The sequence below is a fragment of the Paraglaciecola sp. 20A4 genome (assembly GCF_011378905.1).
GTDB lineage: Bacteria > Pseudomonadota > Gammaproteobacteria > Enterobacterales > Alteromonadaceae > Paraglaciecola.
Window position 1 is genome coordinate 25,893 of the sequence record NZ_WTPY01000023.1, and the last position, 15,253, is coordinate 41,145.

General features: G+C 43.1%; 13 protein-coding genes. 7 read left to right on the top strand and 6 right to left on the bottom strand.

Going from position 1 to position 15,253, the window contains the following annotated elements:
- Window positions 1–252: 252 nt before the first annotated feature.
- From GQS54_RS17330 to GQS54_RS17350, 5 genes are all read left to right on the top strand, one after another.
- Window positions 253–1,743, top strand: coding sequence for a CoA-acylating methylmalonate-semialdehyde dehydrogenase (locus GQS54_RS17330; protein WP_166425202.1), 1,491 nt, complete (start codon window positions 253–255; stop codon window positions 1,741–1,743).
- An 11-nt stretch (window positions 1,744–1,754) separates the two neighbouring features.
- Window positions 1,755–2,912, top strand: a complete 1,158-nt coding sequence (locus GQS54_RS17335) for an acyl-CoA dehydrogenase family protein (protein WP_166425203.1) — start codon at window positions 1,755–1,757, stop codon at window positions 2,910–2,912.
- Window positions 2,913–2,944: 32 nt separating this feature from the next.
- Window positions 2,945–4,075: an enoyl-CoA hydratase/isomerase family protein gene (locus tag GQS54_RS17340; RefSeq protein ID WP_166425204.1), complete on the top strand. Its 1,131-nt coding sequence runs from the start codon at window positions 2,945–2,947 to the stop codon at window positions 4,073–4,075.
- Between the two features lie 3 nt (window positions 4,076–4,078).
- On the top strand, window positions 4,079–5,005 hold the full coding sequence (mmsB, locus tag GQS54_RS17345) for a 3-hydroxyisobutyrate dehydrogenase (RefSeq protein WP_166425205.1): 927 nt from the start codon (window positions 4,079–4,081) through the stop codon (window positions 5,003–5,005).
- A 115-nt stretch (window positions 5,006–5,120) separates the two neighbouring features.
- Window positions 5,121–5,882: an SDR family oxidoreductase gene (locus GQS54_RS17350; RefSeq protein WP_166425206.1), complete on the top strand. Its 762-nt coding sequence runs from the start codon at window positions 5,121–5,123 to the stop codon at window positions 5,880–5,882.
- A 90-nt stretch (window positions 5,883–5,972) separates the two neighbouring features.
- Here GQS54_RS17350 and GQS54_RS17355 read toward each other — a convergent pair whose 3' ends face one another.
- From GQS54_RS17355 to GQS54_RS17365, 3 genes are all read right to left on the bottom strand, one after another.
- Window positions 5,973–7,370 carry a DUF4397 domain-containing protein gene (locus GQS54_RS17355; RefSeq protein WP_166425207.1) on the bottom strand — a complete coding sequence of 466 codons (1,398 nt, stop codon included), beginning with the start codon at window positions 7,368–7,370 and terminating at the stop codon, window positions 5,973–5,975.
- A 164-nt stretch (window positions 7,371–7,534) separates the two neighbouring features.
- Window positions 7,535–8,299 (bottom strand): class II glutamine amidotransferase, encoded by a 765-nt coding sequence (locus GQS54_RS17360; protein ID WP_166425208.1) that lies wholly within the window; start codon window positions 8,297–8,299, stop codon window positions 7,535–7,537.
- Between the two features lie 216 nt (window positions 8,300–8,515).
- Window positions 8,516–8,851 carry a DUF3718 domain-containing protein gene (locus GQS54_RS17365; protein ID WP_166425209.1) on the bottom strand — a complete coding sequence of 112 codons (336 nt, stop codon included), beginning with the start codon at window positions 8,849–8,851 and terminating at the stop codon, window positions 8,516–8,518.
- A gap of 330 nt (window positions 8,852–9,181) precedes the next feature.
- Here GQS54_RS17365 and GQS54_RS17370 point away from each other — a divergent pair, with 330 nt between their 5' ends.
- Window positions 9,182–10,192 (top strand): rhodanese-related sulfurtransferase, encoded by a 1,011-nt coding sequence (locus GQS54_RS17370; protein ID WP_166425210.1) that lies wholly within the window; start codon window positions 9,182–9,184, stop codon window positions 10,190–10,192.
- 91 nt (window positions 10,193–10,283) lie between these two features.
- A complete protein-coding gene (locus GQS54_RS17375; protein WP_158768904.1) occupies window positions 10,284–10,532 on the top strand; it encodes an EF-hand domain-containing protein in 249 nt (82 codons plus the stop codon).
- A gap of 93 nt (window positions 10,533–10,625) precedes the next feature.
- On the opposite strand, the gene GQS54_RS17380 is transcribed toward GQS54_RS17375, so the two are convergent.
- From GQS54_RS17380 to GQS54_RS17395, 3 genes are all read right to left on the bottom strand, one after another.
- Entirely contained in the window at window positions 10,626–11,801 is a 1,176-nt protein-coding gene (locus GQS54_RS17380) for a saccharopine dehydrogenase NADP-binding domain-containing protein (protein ID WP_166425211.1), read from the bottom strand.
- Between the two features lie 594 nt (window positions 11,802–12,395).
- Window positions 12,396–13,832, bottom strand: a complete 1,437-nt coding sequence (gene pyk / locus GQS54_RS17390; protein ID WP_166425212.1) for a pyruvate kinase — start codon at window positions 13,830–13,832, stop codon at window positions 12,396–12,398.
- A 335-nt stretch (window positions 13,833–14,167) separates the two neighbouring features.
- Window positions 14,168–15,019 (bottom strand): MurR/RpiR family transcriptional regulator, encoded by an 852-nt coding sequence (locus GQS54_RS17395; RefSeq protein WP_166425213.1) that lies wholly within the window; start codon window positions 15,017–15,019, stop codon window positions 14,168–14,170.
- Between the last annotated feature and the right edge of the window lie 234 nt (window positions 15,020–15,253).

Here is a 15,253-nt window from a genome sequence, read left to right on the forward strand (position 1 = left end):
GGTAGAGCGTATTTTTGTTTCATAATCAATAGCATAACAAGGGAAAAAATATAGTCGTATTAATTAACTTAGTCCAGAGGTTATTAACCTAGTGTGCTGAAAACCAGTCGTCATGTATACAGATGTTGTCAGTTTATAAAATAAATGTTTGAACTGACGTTAACGTAAAGGTAAATTGTTTGATAATCTACTAACACTTCGTTAACAGTTTTGGTTTGCCGCTAAAATCAAAGCAATTTATTAGGGCTATTTATGCAACACATTCCTTTACTTATAAACGGTGAGTTTATTTCATCTGAATCACGGCAGTTTATTGATGTCACCAACCCTGCAAACAACATTGTTATCGCCAAAGCACCCATTGCTAGCGATGCGGAAATTGATGCTGCAGTCGCTTGTGCAAAAGAAGCTTTTTTAACGTGGCGCGAAGTACCCGTGTCAGAACGAGCACGCGTGATGATGCGTTACCAACAACTTCTTAAAGAGCATCATGACGAGATAGCCACGATACTTAGTAGTGAAACGGGCAAAACATTTGCTGATGCCAAAGGTGATGTTTGGCGTGGTATTGAAGTCGTCGAGCAGGCCATGAATGTGCCTTCAATGATGATGGGCGAAACGTCTGAGAATGTTGCTCGTGGCATAGACACTTACAGCTATACCCAGCCTTTAGGTGTGTGCTTAGGCATTACACCCTTTAATTTTCCCGCAATGATCCCGTTGTGGATGTTTCCACTGGCAGTGGCTTGCGGCAATACGTTTATCCTTAAACCGTCAGAGCAAGACCCATTAACACCCACGCGCTTAGCTGAGCTATTTATTGAAGCGGGTGCGCCCAAAGGTGTGTTAAATGTGATCCATGGCGGCAAAGATCAGGTCAATAGATTACTTAATCACGACGACATAAGTGCCGTGTCATTTGTTGGCTCTGTACCTGTCGGACAACATGTTTATAAAACAGCCACCGATAATATGAAACGCGCCCAATGTTTTGCCGGAGCGAAAAACCACTCTGTAATTATGCCAGATGCAAATAAACAACAAGTACTGAATAACCTCGTTGGCGCATCTGTCGGAGCTGCTGGTCAGCGCTGTATGGCGATATCGGTTGCGGTTTTTGTAGGGGATGCAGGTGAGTGGGTTGAAGAGCTGGCAAATATGATTGGTCAGGTAAAACCAGGATTATGGGACGACGAAGATGCCGCATATGGGCCGTTGATTAGCCCGCAAGCTAAGGCGCGAGTGTTATCCCTTATTCAACAAGGTAAAGATGAAGGCGCTACATGTTTGATTGATGGTAGTGACTTTACGTTAAAAGGTTATGAAGAGGGCAACTGGGTTGGGCCAACTGTGTTCAGCGATGTGACTGAGGCGATGCAAATTTATCAGCAAGAAATCTTTGGCCCTGTGCTGTGCTGCATGGTGGTAGATACATTAGAAGAAGCCATTGCACTGGTGAACCGTAATCCATTTGGTAATGGGACCTCCATTTTCACTGCAAGTGGCGCGGCGGCACGCAAGTATCAGCATGAAATAGAAGTAGGGCAGGTAGGTATTAATGTACCGATCCCTGTGCCATTGCCATTCTTTTCATTCACTGGCTGGAAAAACTCCTTCTACGGCGACATGCATGCTTATGGCAAACAAGCGGTACGCTTTTATTCTGAAACCAAAACCGTGACAGCTCGCTGGTTTGAAAACGATATCCCATCTGGTCCTAACATGACCATCAACTTAAAGTAAGTGAGTTAACTATGAACTTTGATTTGACCGAAGATCAGCAAGCCTTTGCTGATACAGCCCGCCAATTTGCCCAGCAGGCTTTGGCGCCCAATGCTGCAAAGTGGGACAAAGAACATCACTTTCCCAAGGACGTGATTCAACAAGCTGGTGAACTGGGTTTCTGTGGCTTGTATACCAGTGAAGAGGATGGTGGTTTAGGGTTGAGCCGCTTGGATTCGTCGATTATTTTCGAACAGTTATCTATGGGCTGTACAGCTACTACGGCCATGATGACGATCCACAATATGGCGACTTGGATGATTGCCAAATGGGGTAAACCAGCGCTAAAAGACAAGTGGTGCCCAGATTTGGTCACAGGCAAGTTGCTAGCATCTTACTGTTTGACGGAACCCGGTTCAGGCTCTGACGCTGCCGCCTTACGTACAAGTGCAAAAGTGGACGGTGATGAGTATGTACTCAATGGCTCGAAAATGTTTATTTCGGGTGCGGGAGAAACCGAAGTGCTGGTGGTTATGGCACGCACTGGCGGTGAAGGCCCTAAAGGGATTTCAGCGTTTTTGGTGCCGGCTGACGCACAAGGTATTATTTACGGCAAAGCCGAGGATAAAATGGGTTGGAATGCTCAGCCCACTCGCTTAATTACATTCGACAATGTGCGTATTGCGAAAATTAATTTACTGGGTGAAGAAGGCCAAGGTTTTAGTTTCGCGATGCAGGGCTTGGACGGTGGGCGCGTCAATATCGCCACTTGCTCAATCGGCACCGCCCAGCAAGCATTAAACACCGCAACCGCTTATATGAAAGAACGCACCCAATTCGGTAAACCGTTAGCTGCGTTTCAGGCATTACAGTTCAAATTAGCTGACATGGCTACAGAGCTTGTGGCCGCCAGACAAATGGTGCGCCTAGCTGCCTTTAAACTCGATAATCAAGATCCTGAGCGCAGCGCTTATTGCGCTATGGCGAAGCGTTTCGCGACGGATATTGGATTTGAAGTGTGTAATCAAGCGCTACAAATTCACGGTGGTTACGGTTACATTCAAGAATACCCGTTAGAGCGTCATGTTCGAGATGTGCGTGTTCATCAAATACTCGAAGGTACCAATGAAATTATGCGCATGATAGTCGGACGACGTTTACTGGCTGACGATGCGGGTAAAATTTTATAAGGTGTTTAGTCACCAAACGAGAGGAGAAAATTGTGTCTGATTGCGTTATTTTTCAAGAACGGACCACTAAAAATGGCATGAAGATAGGCCATGCCACCCTTAATCGACCGAGTGCCCTTAATGCACTGAATATGGACATGATACAAGCCTTGATGCCACAGCTTTTAGCGTGGCAGCAAAATGCAGATATTTGTATGGTGATCCTTGATGGTGCTGGCGAAAAAGGATTATGCGCCGGAGGAGACGTTGTCGCAATGCATAACGCCATGGCGAGTAATCCTAAGGCCATGCCCAACTCACTGCAGTGTTTTTTCACTGAAGAGTATAAGCTTGATTACCTTATTCACACCTATGCTAAACCGTTTGTGGTGTGGGGAGGTGGAATTGTAATGGGCGGCGGTATGGGGTTGATGAATGGAGCGAGCCATCGAATTGTCACTGATACGTCACGTATGGCCATGCCAGAAATCAATATTGGTTTGTACCCTGATGTAGGCGGAAGTTGGTTTCTAAACAACATGCCCCCCGGCTGTGGACTGTTTTTAGGAATGACAGGCGCGAGTATGAATGCCGCGGATGCGCTATACGTTAATATGGCTGATTATTTTATCCCCAATGATTTGAAAAATCAGTGGTTAGCCAACCTAGATGACTTGCCTTGGAGTCAAAATAGCGCTGCTAATAAAGACCAGTTGAGTGTTTTTTGTGCGGATTTACATCAACAGCATCAAGCGTTACTGCCCCAAGGTAAGGTAGAAGCACTACAAGATGAACTCAGTGCGCTTGCGCTTGAAACGACAGCTGCTGGCGTTGCAAAGCGAATACTCTCCTTAAAAGCCAGCGACGATAAATGGCTTGATAAAGCGCAAAGGACCTTACAAACGGGTTCACCTATTAGCGCAAATTTGGTCTTCAAACAATTGCACAATGGCCAAAGTATGACCTTGGCGCAATGCTTTAACATGGAATTGGTGATGTCATGTCGCTGCGGAGAATTCGGTGAATTTCAAGAAGGTGTGCGGGCATTATTGGTTGATAAAGATCATCAACCAAACTGGCGTTACCCCACGATTGAAAGCGTACCAAATGAAATCATGGTTTGGTTTTTTGATAGTCCATGGCAAGCAAATGAGCATCCTCTTAGTACCCTAGGTAAGGAGTAGGTTATGTCATTATCACATTATACGATCGCCTTTATCGGTTTAGGCAATATGGGTGGGCCGATGGCGGCCAATCTGCTTAAAGCTCAAGCGAAGGTTAAGGTTTTTGACCTAGTCCCCTCAGCTGTTTCTGAGCTAAAAAGTAAGGGAGCTTCAGCAGCAAATAGTGCAGTAGATGCCGTGGATGGCGCGGATATTGTGATATCTATGCTGCCAGCTGGCAAACATGTACAGAGCTTATACTTAGGAGATAGTGAGCGTGGGACTGCCGGGCTAATCGATGTACTAACGGAAAATACCTTGGTTATCGATTCGAGCACTATTGATGCAGCCACGTCAATTTTAGTGGCTGATGCATTGCGCGAAAAAGGCATGCGCTTTCTCGACGCGCCCGTTTCGGGTGGCACAGCGGGCGCTGCTGCGGGAACGTTAACCTTTATCGTGGGCGGCGAAGAGACAGCCTATCAAAGTGCTTTACCTGTGTTGCAAGCCATGGGCAAAAATATTTTTCATGCCGGTCAAAATGGCGCGGGTCAAATCGCTAAAATTTGCAACAACATGCTGTTATCGGTGTTAATGCTCGGTACATCAGAAGCTTTGCAAATGGCGATTGATAATGGACTGGATCCCAAGGTGATGTCAGACATTATGCTGCAAAGTTCAGGACGAAACTGGACACTGGAGCTATACAACCCATGTCCAGATGTGATGCCAAATGTGCCTTCATCGAATAATTATAAAGGCGGTTTTATGGTGGATTTAATGCGCAAAGACTTGGGCTTAGCGCTAGACACTGCATTGAAAAGTCATTCGAGCACGCCGATGGGAGCAATAGCACAAAATTTGTACAATATGCATAGTATGCAAGGTAATGGTCAGCGAGACTTTTCAAGTATATTTGAGCTATTTTCTGCACAAAAGTCTAAAGCGTAGCGAAGTAGCGAAGTAGCGAAGTATCGTGGTTGAATGGGCAAAGACTGATTCGCATCAAATTGACCACTGGCAAGACCCATACATTTAATTTAATCAATATTAGGGAAGCAGAATTATGCAGTTAGAAGGTAGCGTTATTGCAATCACTGGCGCAGCGCAAGGTTTAGGTCGTGCGATGGCGCAGGAATTTGCTAAGCAAGGAGCAAGCATTGCACTTATCGATATGCAAAAAGAACCGTTAGAACAAGCAGCCAAAGAACTACGTAGTCTAGGGGTGAAAGCCGAGTATTACGTGGTAAATGTTACTAACGAAGCAGAAGTAGAAGTTGCATTTGCCGATATTGGGATGGATTTTGGCCAGTTAAATGGTTTGATTAATAGTGCAGGTATTATGCGCGATGGCATGTTGCTCAAAGTAAAAGATGGCAAAGTAGTCAGTAAGATGTCCAAAGAGCAATTCCAATCAGTATTAGATGTGAACGTCACGGGCACGTTCTTATGTGGTCGAGAAGCTGCCAAACAAATTATCGAAAGCAAAAGCGACGGCGTGATTATCAATATCTCGTCAGTATCCCGTGCTGGTAATATTGGACAAACCAATTACTCTGCATCTAAGGCCGCTGTCGCTACAATGACAGTGTCGTGGGGTAAAGAGTTAGCACGTTTTGGTATTCGCACCGGTTGCATTGCCCCAGGTTTAGTCGAAACCGCTATGGCAGCACAAATGCGCCCGGAAATGCGAGAAGCCTTTTTGAATACTGTGCCGATGCGCCGCTTAGCTGAGGTAGAAGAACTGGCCCACACGGCTAGGTACATTTTCGAAAACGATTATTTCACCGGACGCACCATAGAGCTTGATGGCGGCACGCGGGTCTAAGGTTTTCGACTGATTAAAATGGCTCAATAAGTATCGAGCCTATGTGGATATCCTATAGCGAATACGGGGGCTCATTGCCCCCTATATATATTAATAATTAAAATAGGTTTGCAATTGATAAGGGGAGCCGCCATAAGCATAGTCGGTGGCAATAAGGTCAATGACATCGCCTTCATCAACACCCCGCAAAGACGTTTCAATAATCAATTCGCCACTTGATGCGTTATATATATAAATATCGTAATCGCCGCTTTCCAACTCATATTGCTCATTACTCATATAACTTAGTTCCACCTGAGGAGTATATGAATCTGGGTTACCGCCATCACTAACAATGACCACCTCAATTGCGTTACTTTTTATATCGTCAATACTATGATTTATAAGTAATTTGGCGTGAGTGCTAATGACTCGTAAGTCTTCTTCATTGTCATTTACTGTGATACTGGAAGCGCTATCACCCGCGGTGAGAACTAATAACCTGCTACTGGGCTGAAGATTTAAGGTGAAAGTATCAATTTTTTCACTTGTATCGTTATCGACTAAATAAAAATATCGTGTGTCGCCTTCATCTACATCATCAATATCGATATTAAACGTATCAGAAATAGTGTCGAATTCTAATGTGCTGGCCAATAATGTAGCATCGCCATCTGTCCCAGTTAAGTACACATCTAGATAATTAGAATTGGATATGCCGTGAGTAAAACGTACATTTGCAGACTGTGCTTCATTGGTAAGTAATCGAGCGCCATCTGTTTCAATTTCGACTATCGCGTTAATTAACTCATCTGAACCAGCAACAAGGTAACCCGTAAATGCAAAGATTATGGCGTCTCCTGTTGAAATGGTAATACTATCCGATGAAGCGAGTATTGTATCTGTACCAGACTCCGTTACGATGATCTTGTATACCCCTTTTTCGACTTCGACTTCGTCGCTGTCATCACTGTATGGCAAAGTAAAATCCGCAACTTTATTTAGCAGATCTTCTCCCTCAGCTAACAAGTACACATCAATATCTGTGTTTAGGTCTGCTAAATTGGCAAACTGAATGATTGCATCATAGTCGTCATCAAAATCGTCATCGAATAAATCAGAAATATCGGTTTGAAATGTGATGGATGAGGGGGCGTCAGAGTCGCCATACATAACATATGTACTGATTTTGTTCTTTGATACGTTAACGCTGTCACTACTGGTGAATTCATCATTTTGTGAATTAGGCAATATTTGATTGAACGCTAAGTCGTAACTTCCTTTACTGACATAATCAATCGCGCTGGCATCACCGTAAGCTAATTCGTCTAAAGATTCGTCTTCTAGTACGACTTCAATAGCGGGGGATTGTGGAACGAGATTAACGAACTGATAGTATCCTTTTGCATCAGTGTCACTGCTGCTACTTAGATCACATGCGCATAAATTTAATGCTAAGGCAGTAATAATGGTATTAAAAAATACAGTTTTAAATTTTTTCTTAAACATATCAAGAGAGACTAAAATAGAATGAAAGTAGGATTATTTTGACTGAAACTTGCTGAGAATGTTTGCTGCTTAAGGTAAACGTTGTGTAAAAAACCACAGTAGAAATATCGCAGAAAAGAGCACGTTGTATGCTCTTTTGTTTTTACTACCTTGCTTCAAATGCGCTATAAAGGCTCTCCAAAGCGAAATACTTGGCCTTCGCCGGGTAGCATCTTCTGCCAATTCTCATTGCCGGTAAGAGGTTCGGTCGCGATGACAGTGACGATGTCGTTAGGCGTTGTCTCTTTAGCAAAGTCGATATCCACATCAATATCAGACAGTTGCGCCTTACCAAACGGTGCTCTTCGGGTAATCCATTGCAATTTAGTAGAGCAAAATGCAAGTAAGTACTCACCGTCGGTGATAAGCATATTAAATACACCTAACTTATTAAGTTTTTTAGCTTCTCTTTGCAAAAAATTAAAGGCCGATATGCGTTTGCTAGGGCGTTGCGGAAATCGATTATCTAACGCGCTCATTAAATAGCAAAAGGCTCGTTCGCTGTCAGTGGTTCCAACTGGGGTGAATCGGTCTATGGGTAAATCAGCATAGCCACTTAATTGGCCATTATGGGCGTACGTCCAGTTGCGGCCCCATAACTCACGACTGAAAGGATGGGTGTTTTCCATACCAATACGCCCGCGATTTGCTTGGCGAACATGTGCGATAACGGCCTTACTTTTTATTGGATAATCTGAAACTAAGCGGGCAATCTCAGATTCATAACTAGGCTGTGGATCCTTGAATATACACACACCTTTTTGTTCATAAAATGCTACGCCCCAACCATCTTTATGGGGACCGACGCGACCACCACGTTCACGCAGTCCCTTAAAACTAAAGCAAATATCGGTTGGTACATTGGCCGACATTCCCAATAACTCACACATATTTTACCCCATATATTATTGATTTTGCGATTATACCTTGAATGGTGCAGACAGATCTCTTGGATCATATGGTTTGCAATAAAAAGATGCCGCGAGGGGGGCGTTGATAAGCGTACTTTAGTCTAGGCGGCTAATACTATGTATTAGGCACAAAAAATCCGCTCTAGGCGGACTCTTTGCTCTGGTTGTACCAAGTTTTTACGTGCAGCGTGCTTATTAATGTGTATTGACACTGGCGATGACGCTTGGCATTTCGCTGTACTTTCCATTCGTAAGATAGTTATTCATCTTTGTTGATTTATCACCATATTGCTCAATAAAAGCCACAATATTCTGGCCATTACAGGTCATTTTTTCTGTCACATAACGCTTGGTTAATTTGTTTGCTTTCATCGCTTTATGCATTTTAAAAATATTACCTGTTGTGGCGGTAACACATAATTTAGTCCCAGCTTGGTCATCTGTGGGTACGAATTCAGGGCTTGCATGTGCAGCACCAAGAACAGCAAAAGTGAGAGTAGCAGCGGCGATAATTTTAGTCAGTTTTTTCATGAGTGTTTCCTTTAGATAATCAATTTAACAGTGTGTTGTGTTGTTAATTATGTGATTGCAACTCAGATGCCATTTTTATTATCCATATAAATCAATAGGTTAATTTTTAATGGTTAATTTCAATTGTGAAAAAAAATATATGTAATGTTAATTGACCAAATTTTGGTTTTTTTAACCAGTAGGCTTTGCAAACAGTATTACTATGAATATTTATGTGCAAAGCGAAACCTTAGACTTTAAAAAAGCCCCTTAATTTGCTATATTTCCGGCGCTTTTTACGCATCCCATTAACTGCTCTGGACTTACGATCCAAATCGCAAGGAAAACTTAATGCAAAACAAACCTTCTACGCCCTTCGTTGTGTGCGCGCTATACAAATTTGTTACCCTCAAAAATTTTGAAGACATGCGTCAGCCGCTGCTCACTTTTATGCAAGAAAATGGTATTAAAGGTACTTTATTGCTCGCCGAAGAAGGTATCAACGGCACGGTTTCTGGTTCCCGTGAAGCGATCGACGCAGTACTGGCATATCTAAATAATGACCCGCGGATCAACCCCATCTCTCACAAAGAGTCTTTGGATGAGAATCAGCCTTTTCATCGCACTAAAGTAAAATTGAAGAAAGAAATTGTCACCATGGGAGTCGAAGGTATTGATCCACTGCGCACGGTTGGTACTTATGTGAAACCTAAGGACTGGAATGCACTTATTTCGGATCCCGGCGTAACCGTTATCGATACGCGCAATGATTATGAGATTGAGATAGGTACGTTCAAGAACGCCATTAACCCAAATACTGAATCATTTCGTGAATTCCCTCAGTATGTAAAAGACAATCTTGACCCAAGTAAAAATAAGAAAGTCGCAATGTTTTGTACAGGGGGCATCCGCTGCGAGAAGTCCACCGCTTATTTGAAAGAGCAAGGCTTCGAAGAAGTCTTTCATCTTGAAGGTGGGATCCTTAAATATTTAGAAGATGTTCCAAAAGATGACACACTTTGGGAAGGTGATTGTTTTGTGTTTGATAATCGTGTGGCAGTAAATCACGATTTACAGAAAAGTGAATACGACCAATGTTATGCATGTCGATTACCCATTACCGAAGAAGATAAGCAAAGTCCACTTTTTGAAGCGGGAGCGAGCTGTCCTAAGTGCCATGGAACCCATAGTGATGAGCAACTTAAGCGCTTCCGTGAGCGTGAAAAACAAGTCAATTTGGCTAAAGAGCGAAACGAAGCGCACGTTGGCGAAGATGCCACAAAAGCCATAAAATTTCGTCGTCAGCAAAAGGCAGCACAGCGCAGAGCACAGCGCACTGCTGCTGGAAAAAGCAACGGTTGATTCCCAGTGTAATGGGCTTTTCTTCACTAACGTAGACATTCGGTTATATGAAAGGGTACACTCAGGCTAACTTAACTAATGTGAATTAAACATGGCAGATCAAAAGACGTTAGCGCCAGAAAAGGTCGCTGAAATTCGTAAAGAATTCGATTATTTCGATACGGATAACAATGGTGAAATTGGATTAACAGAGTTTATTGAATTGTTAACTATAATATCTCCTAAGACCAAGGCCAGTCATGTTGAAGAAGGCTTTGGTTTAATTGATGAGAACAATGATGGCTCTATCGATTTCGAAGAATTTTTGGAATGGTGGCAGCAATCTTGGTGGGAATACTAGCCCCCTAAATCTTATTGGTTGTACTTAGACTAATGACAAAAAGCCCAAGCAAATGCTTGGGCTTTTTCGTTCAGGTTACTCTTGAACAGGAGCTTATACTTGCTTAAAGGTTAAGCCTGCATTATCCACTAAACGCGTAATTAACTGATCGCCCATCGCAGATGCTGGGGTAAGGATACCGCCTGCTGTATCAGTTGCATCTTTGATAAGACAAAGCGCAGCTTCGGTAATCATACGTGATGTTGAGCCGTAACCTGGGTCTAGCGTTGCGCTAACGCTTACTGTTAGGTTCTGTCCTTCCTGATCGTTACCGACAAATAGCACTTCATAGAAACCATTTTCGCGCTCTTCTTTACTTGGGCCTTCACCTGGTTTAGGGCCGCCATCTTTCATCATTCCTTTGTCGTTAGCGACGGCATTGGCTATGGACTCACCCTTCTCGCCTGGGCCGGTCATTAGCATTTCATCGTAGACAAAATCACTGCCATATTGATGTTCCAGTAAGAAGTTGCTGCGGTGCACGTTTCGGGTATTAATCGCCGCCATAATGAAAGGCGTTACCCAAGTGTTTAACGACTCTTCAAAATAAGGTTTGTTCCCTAAGGGTTGTTCAGTCCCTGCAAAGCCGGGCGTAAGTGCGAAGGGATTCAGCAATAGTTGGAATTGCTTAGGATCTTTCTTTGCTGCGGCCAGTGTTGCTTTCAAACTTGCAGCTGTGCCACCCGAAAATGTACCTTGCATCTTTTTAACGCGACCTTTAACGCGATTAAAAGTATGGCCGAACTTTTCTTTCGCCAATTGTTGCAATTGATACACACCTAAATCAAACGGAATCGAATCAAAACCACATGAGAATACAATGCGCGCGCCACTTTCTTTTGCAGCAGCCTCGTTTGCATCGATCATGTGACGCATCCATACTGGCTCGCCGCATAAATCAACGTAATCAACGCCAGATTGAGCGCACATAGCGACCAGTTCTGAACCATATAATTGGTACGGCCCTACTGTAGTCAATATTAGGCGGGTCCGGTCAAGCATGGCTTGCATGGATTTAGCATCTTCTGCGTCTGCAACGACTAAAGGGGTATCCTTTGGGGCACCAATCTCGTCTCGCACTTGTGCAAGCTTATCGGCACTACGTCCAGCCATCGCCCAAGTAAAGCTGTTGTCGTCTTTGTATTGCTTTACGAGGTATTCAGCGACCAAACGTCCAGTGAAACCAGAAGCTCCATATACAACAATATCGAATTCTTTATTTATACTCATTTTATAGTTCTCATGGGATTTACGATGTTTTAATAGTAAAACCTCATCGTTTAACCTTCACTTTATTTGATTGATGTCTAACTATAGGAAGGGCGAATTAACGTCAAACTACCATATCGGGTATAAAATTAAGGACGTGCAATTAATGCGGTAGACGGTGTCGTTGTCAGCAGGTTAACTGACAACGGAGTTGGCTAAATGATTAGTAGATTACATTAAAATTTATAAGTCGCTTGAGCGTAAGCAAAATGCCCTTGAGAGTTATGGGTTCTAATACCAAACCCCATGTAATCATGGTAACTAAATGAGTGTTTTTCATTCAGCAGGTTGGTCGCACTAAAGGTACATACCGTATTCTTGGTACCTGCAAAGTTGACAGTCGTAACGACTGTAATCATAGAGTCTATATCAGGTAATATGATGCCGTCAGTTTGTATGCGAACAGACGCATCTTGTGCAAACTCGCCGATATAATTATTGCCGATAGGGGAGAGACGAACGAAGGTATATGGAAGAAATAAAAAAGGCGCGCTTAATAATAAGCACGCCTAGATAAGTCACTGAGGGATTCAGCTTAATTAACGTTTGTTCGACTTATGACACAGCTACAATCTTACAAGCGTTTGTGCCACCAACTGTTTCCATTGTGTCGCCGTAGGTCATAATGAATAGGTCACCCGTTTCAAGTAGGCCCTTTTCTTTCATAATCGCTACAACGTCTTTCGTCAACTCACCCGGGCTACTGCCACGAGAATCAAAGAATACAGGCTTAACACCGCGATATAGCGCCATAATGTTTAGGGTTGAGTCGTGACGAGACAATGCGTAAATTGGCAATGACGTCGTTATGCGCGACATTAGGCGTGGCGTGCTGCCACTTTCAGTTAACGCGACTATCGCCTTCACCGTACTCAAATGGTTCGCAGCGTATACGGCGCTAAGTGCCAATGTTTCGCTTACAGAGCTGAAGCTCTGGTCCATGCGGTGCTTTGAAATATGAACGCTTGGGTGCGTTTCTGCGCCAACACAAACTCGTGCCATGGCGGCCACTGTTTCAACAGGGAACTCACCGGCTGCTGTTTCAGCAGAGAGCATTACTGCATCGGTGCCATCTAAAACGGCATTTGCCACGTCCATCACTTCTGCACGAGTAGGCATCGGACTGCTGATCATCGATTCCATCATTTGAGTTGCAGTGATAACCACTTTATTTAATTGGCGAGAGCGGGCGATTAATTTCTTTTGTACGCCAACTAATTCAGCGTCTCCTATTTCAACACCTAAATCACCACGCGCTACCATGACCGCATCAGATGCTTCAATAATGTCATCGATAGCTTCGTCGGTTGCAACTGCTTCGGCACGTTCTACTTTAGCGCAGATCATTGCATGACAGCCGGCTTTCTCCGCTAATTGACGTGCATAACGTAAATCGTCGCCACAACGAGGAAAAGAGATTGCGAGGTAATCAACGCCGATAATTGCGGCAGTTTTAATATCTTCTTTGTCTTTTTCAGTTAATGCTTCAGCTGATAACCCACCACCTAAGCGATTAATACCTTTATTGTTAGACAATTTACCCGCCACAGTTACTTCTGTGTGAACCTTATTACCGATCACTTCAATAACTTTAAGTTGAATACGTCCATCATCTAACAATAAAATGTCGTCGGCGTTCACGTCGTTCGGCAAGGCTTTATAATCGATACCTACTGCGTGTTGATCGCCATCATCACGACCCATATCAGCATCGAGAATAAATTTATCGCCCATGGTCAGAATAATCGAACCTTGTTTGAACTTGGCAACGCGGATTTTTGGACCTTGCAAATCACCCAAGATTGCAATGTATTTACCCAGTTTTTTCGCTACTTGACGAACCTTGTCGGCGCGGTCGATGTGGTCTTGTGCGGTACCATGAGAGAAGTTCATGCGTACTACATTCGCACCGGCTTGTACTATGCCTTCAATTTGTTCGACCGTGTCTGTTGATGGCCCTAATGTAGCTAGAATTTTGGTTCGTCTTAACATAGTTAATTTGCTCTGGTTGTGGCGCATACTGTTTCAGGAATGCAGGTATTAAATAACGGATTTATTAAAATCTGCCATGACATTAACGATAGCTCACAAACCACTTTTACTTAGTGGATTGATACAAAATCGTATTTTGTATGACTGTCAGTCGGCGATTATAACAACTCAAGCTGACAAGATTATTACCATTTCGTAATTTTATTACGAAAATACTAGATTAATAAGTCATTATTGTGAAATTTTTTAACATTAAAAGCCAATAAAGAGCGCAAATTAGCGTGAGGTCAGACCAATAAGTGCTAAAAAACACCTTTATTTGTAAGTTTTAATCACTAGTCGTTGCGTTTTTCGAACCTTGAACCACGTAACGTATCTTTTACACGTTTGAGGTTTTCGCGAAATTTAGTGCCCCGTCGCAAGGTAAAACCAGTTGCTAAAATATCGATTAAGGTCAGTTGAGCAATGCGCGATGCCATAGGCATATACATATCAGTATCTTCTGGTACTTCTAATGATAGAACTAAATTACATTCTTTTGCTAACGGACTATCTTTAGATGTAATACCGACTACTGTTGCATCATTACTGCGTGCTATTTGAGCTACTTCAACTAGGCTTTTAGTACGCCCAGTATGGGAAATTAGCACGATTACATCGTCTTCTGATGAGTTCATACAGCTCATGCGTTGCATAAGAATGTCTTCGAAATAGACTACTGGTACGTTGAATCGAAAAAACTTGTTAAGCGCATCGTGTGCCACTGAGGCTGAAGCCCCTAAACCGAAAAATGATATTTTTTGGGCTTGAGTTAGTAGGTCTACCACACGGTTAATGGTGTTGATATCAACGGACTGGCGGGCAACTTCAAGAGACGCCATTGTCGATTCGAAAATCTTTTTGGTGTACTCCTCAGGGCCATCATCTTCTTCCACATGTCGGTTTACATAGGGAGTACCGTTGGCTAAGCTTTGCGCTAGATGCAATTTAAAATCAGGGTAGCCTTTAGTGTCTAAGCGACGACAAAAGCGATTGACTGTGGGCTCGCTGACATCCGACATTTTCGCTAAGGCGGCGATACTGCTGTGGATCGCGATTTGAGGGTTCGCCAAAATGACTTCGGCTACCTTGCGTTCTGACTTACTAAAAGCCTGTTTATGCTGCGTTATTTTTTCAAGAATGTTCATAAGGCCACAGAATTCTTAACTAAAATCATAAAGTAGACGCAAGAATAACACTGTCAGTGGAAAACTTGGTAACCTTCTTGTAACTTTTTAACAAAAAAACGCTATTTTCTGGGTTTATAACGCGATAAAAGCGTGGAAATCGTCGCCTTTTTCTAACAAACGTTGTAAAATTACAACATTTGTTGTTAACTGTGGGCAAAGATAAGTCATGATTGAAGTGTTATTATTAGCCCA

Bases quoted from the DNA above. Each gene is read 5' to 3' on its own strand.
- GQS54_RS17330 (WP_166425202.1), top strand. From the start codon at position 253: ATGCAACACATTCCTTTACTTATAAACGGTGAGTTTATTTCATCTGAA.
- GQS54_RS17335 (WP_166425203.1), top strand. From the start codon at position 1,755: ATGAACTTTGATTTGACCGAAGATCAGCAAGCCTTTGCTGATACAGCC.
- mmsB (WP_166425205.1), top strand. From the start codon at position 4,079: ATGTCATTATCACATTATACGATCGCCTTTATCGGTTTAGGCAATATG.
- GQS54_RS17350 (WP_166425206.1), top strand. From the start codon at position 5,121: ATGCAGTTAGAAGGTAGCGTTATTGCAATCACTGGCGCAGCGCAAGGT.
- GQS54_RS17355 (WP_166425207.1), bottom strand. From the start codon at position 7,370: ATGTTTAAGAAAAAATTTAAAACTGTATTTTTTAATACCATTATTACT.
- GQS54_RS17360 (WP_166425208.1), bottom strand. From the start codon at position 8,299: ATGTGTGAGTTATTGGGAATGTCGGCCAATGTACCAACCGATATTTGC.
- GQS54_RS17365 (WP_166425209.1), bottom strand. From the start codon at position 8,851: ATGAAAAAACTGACTAAAATTATCGCCGCTGCTACTCTCACTTTTGCT.
- GQS54_RS17370 (WP_166425210.1), top strand. From the start codon at position 9,182: ATGCAAAACAAACCTTCTACGCCCTTCGTTGTGTGCGCGCTATACAAA.
- GQS54_RS17375 (WP_158768904.1), top strand. From the start codon at position 10,284: ATGGCAGATCAAAAGACGTTAGCGCCAGAAAAGGTCGCTGAAATTCGT.
- GQS54_RS17380 (WP_166425211.1), bottom strand. From the start codon at position 11,801: ATGAGTATAAATAAAGAATTCGATATTGTTGTATATGGAGCTTCTGGT.
- pyk (WP_166425212.1), bottom strand. From the start codon at position 13,832: ATGTTAAGACGAACCAAAATTCTAGCTACATTAGGGCCATCAACAGAC.
- GQS54_RS17395 (WP_166425213.1), bottom strand. From the start codon at position 15,019: ATGAACATTCTTGAAAAAATAACGCAGCATAAACAGGCTTTTAGTAAG.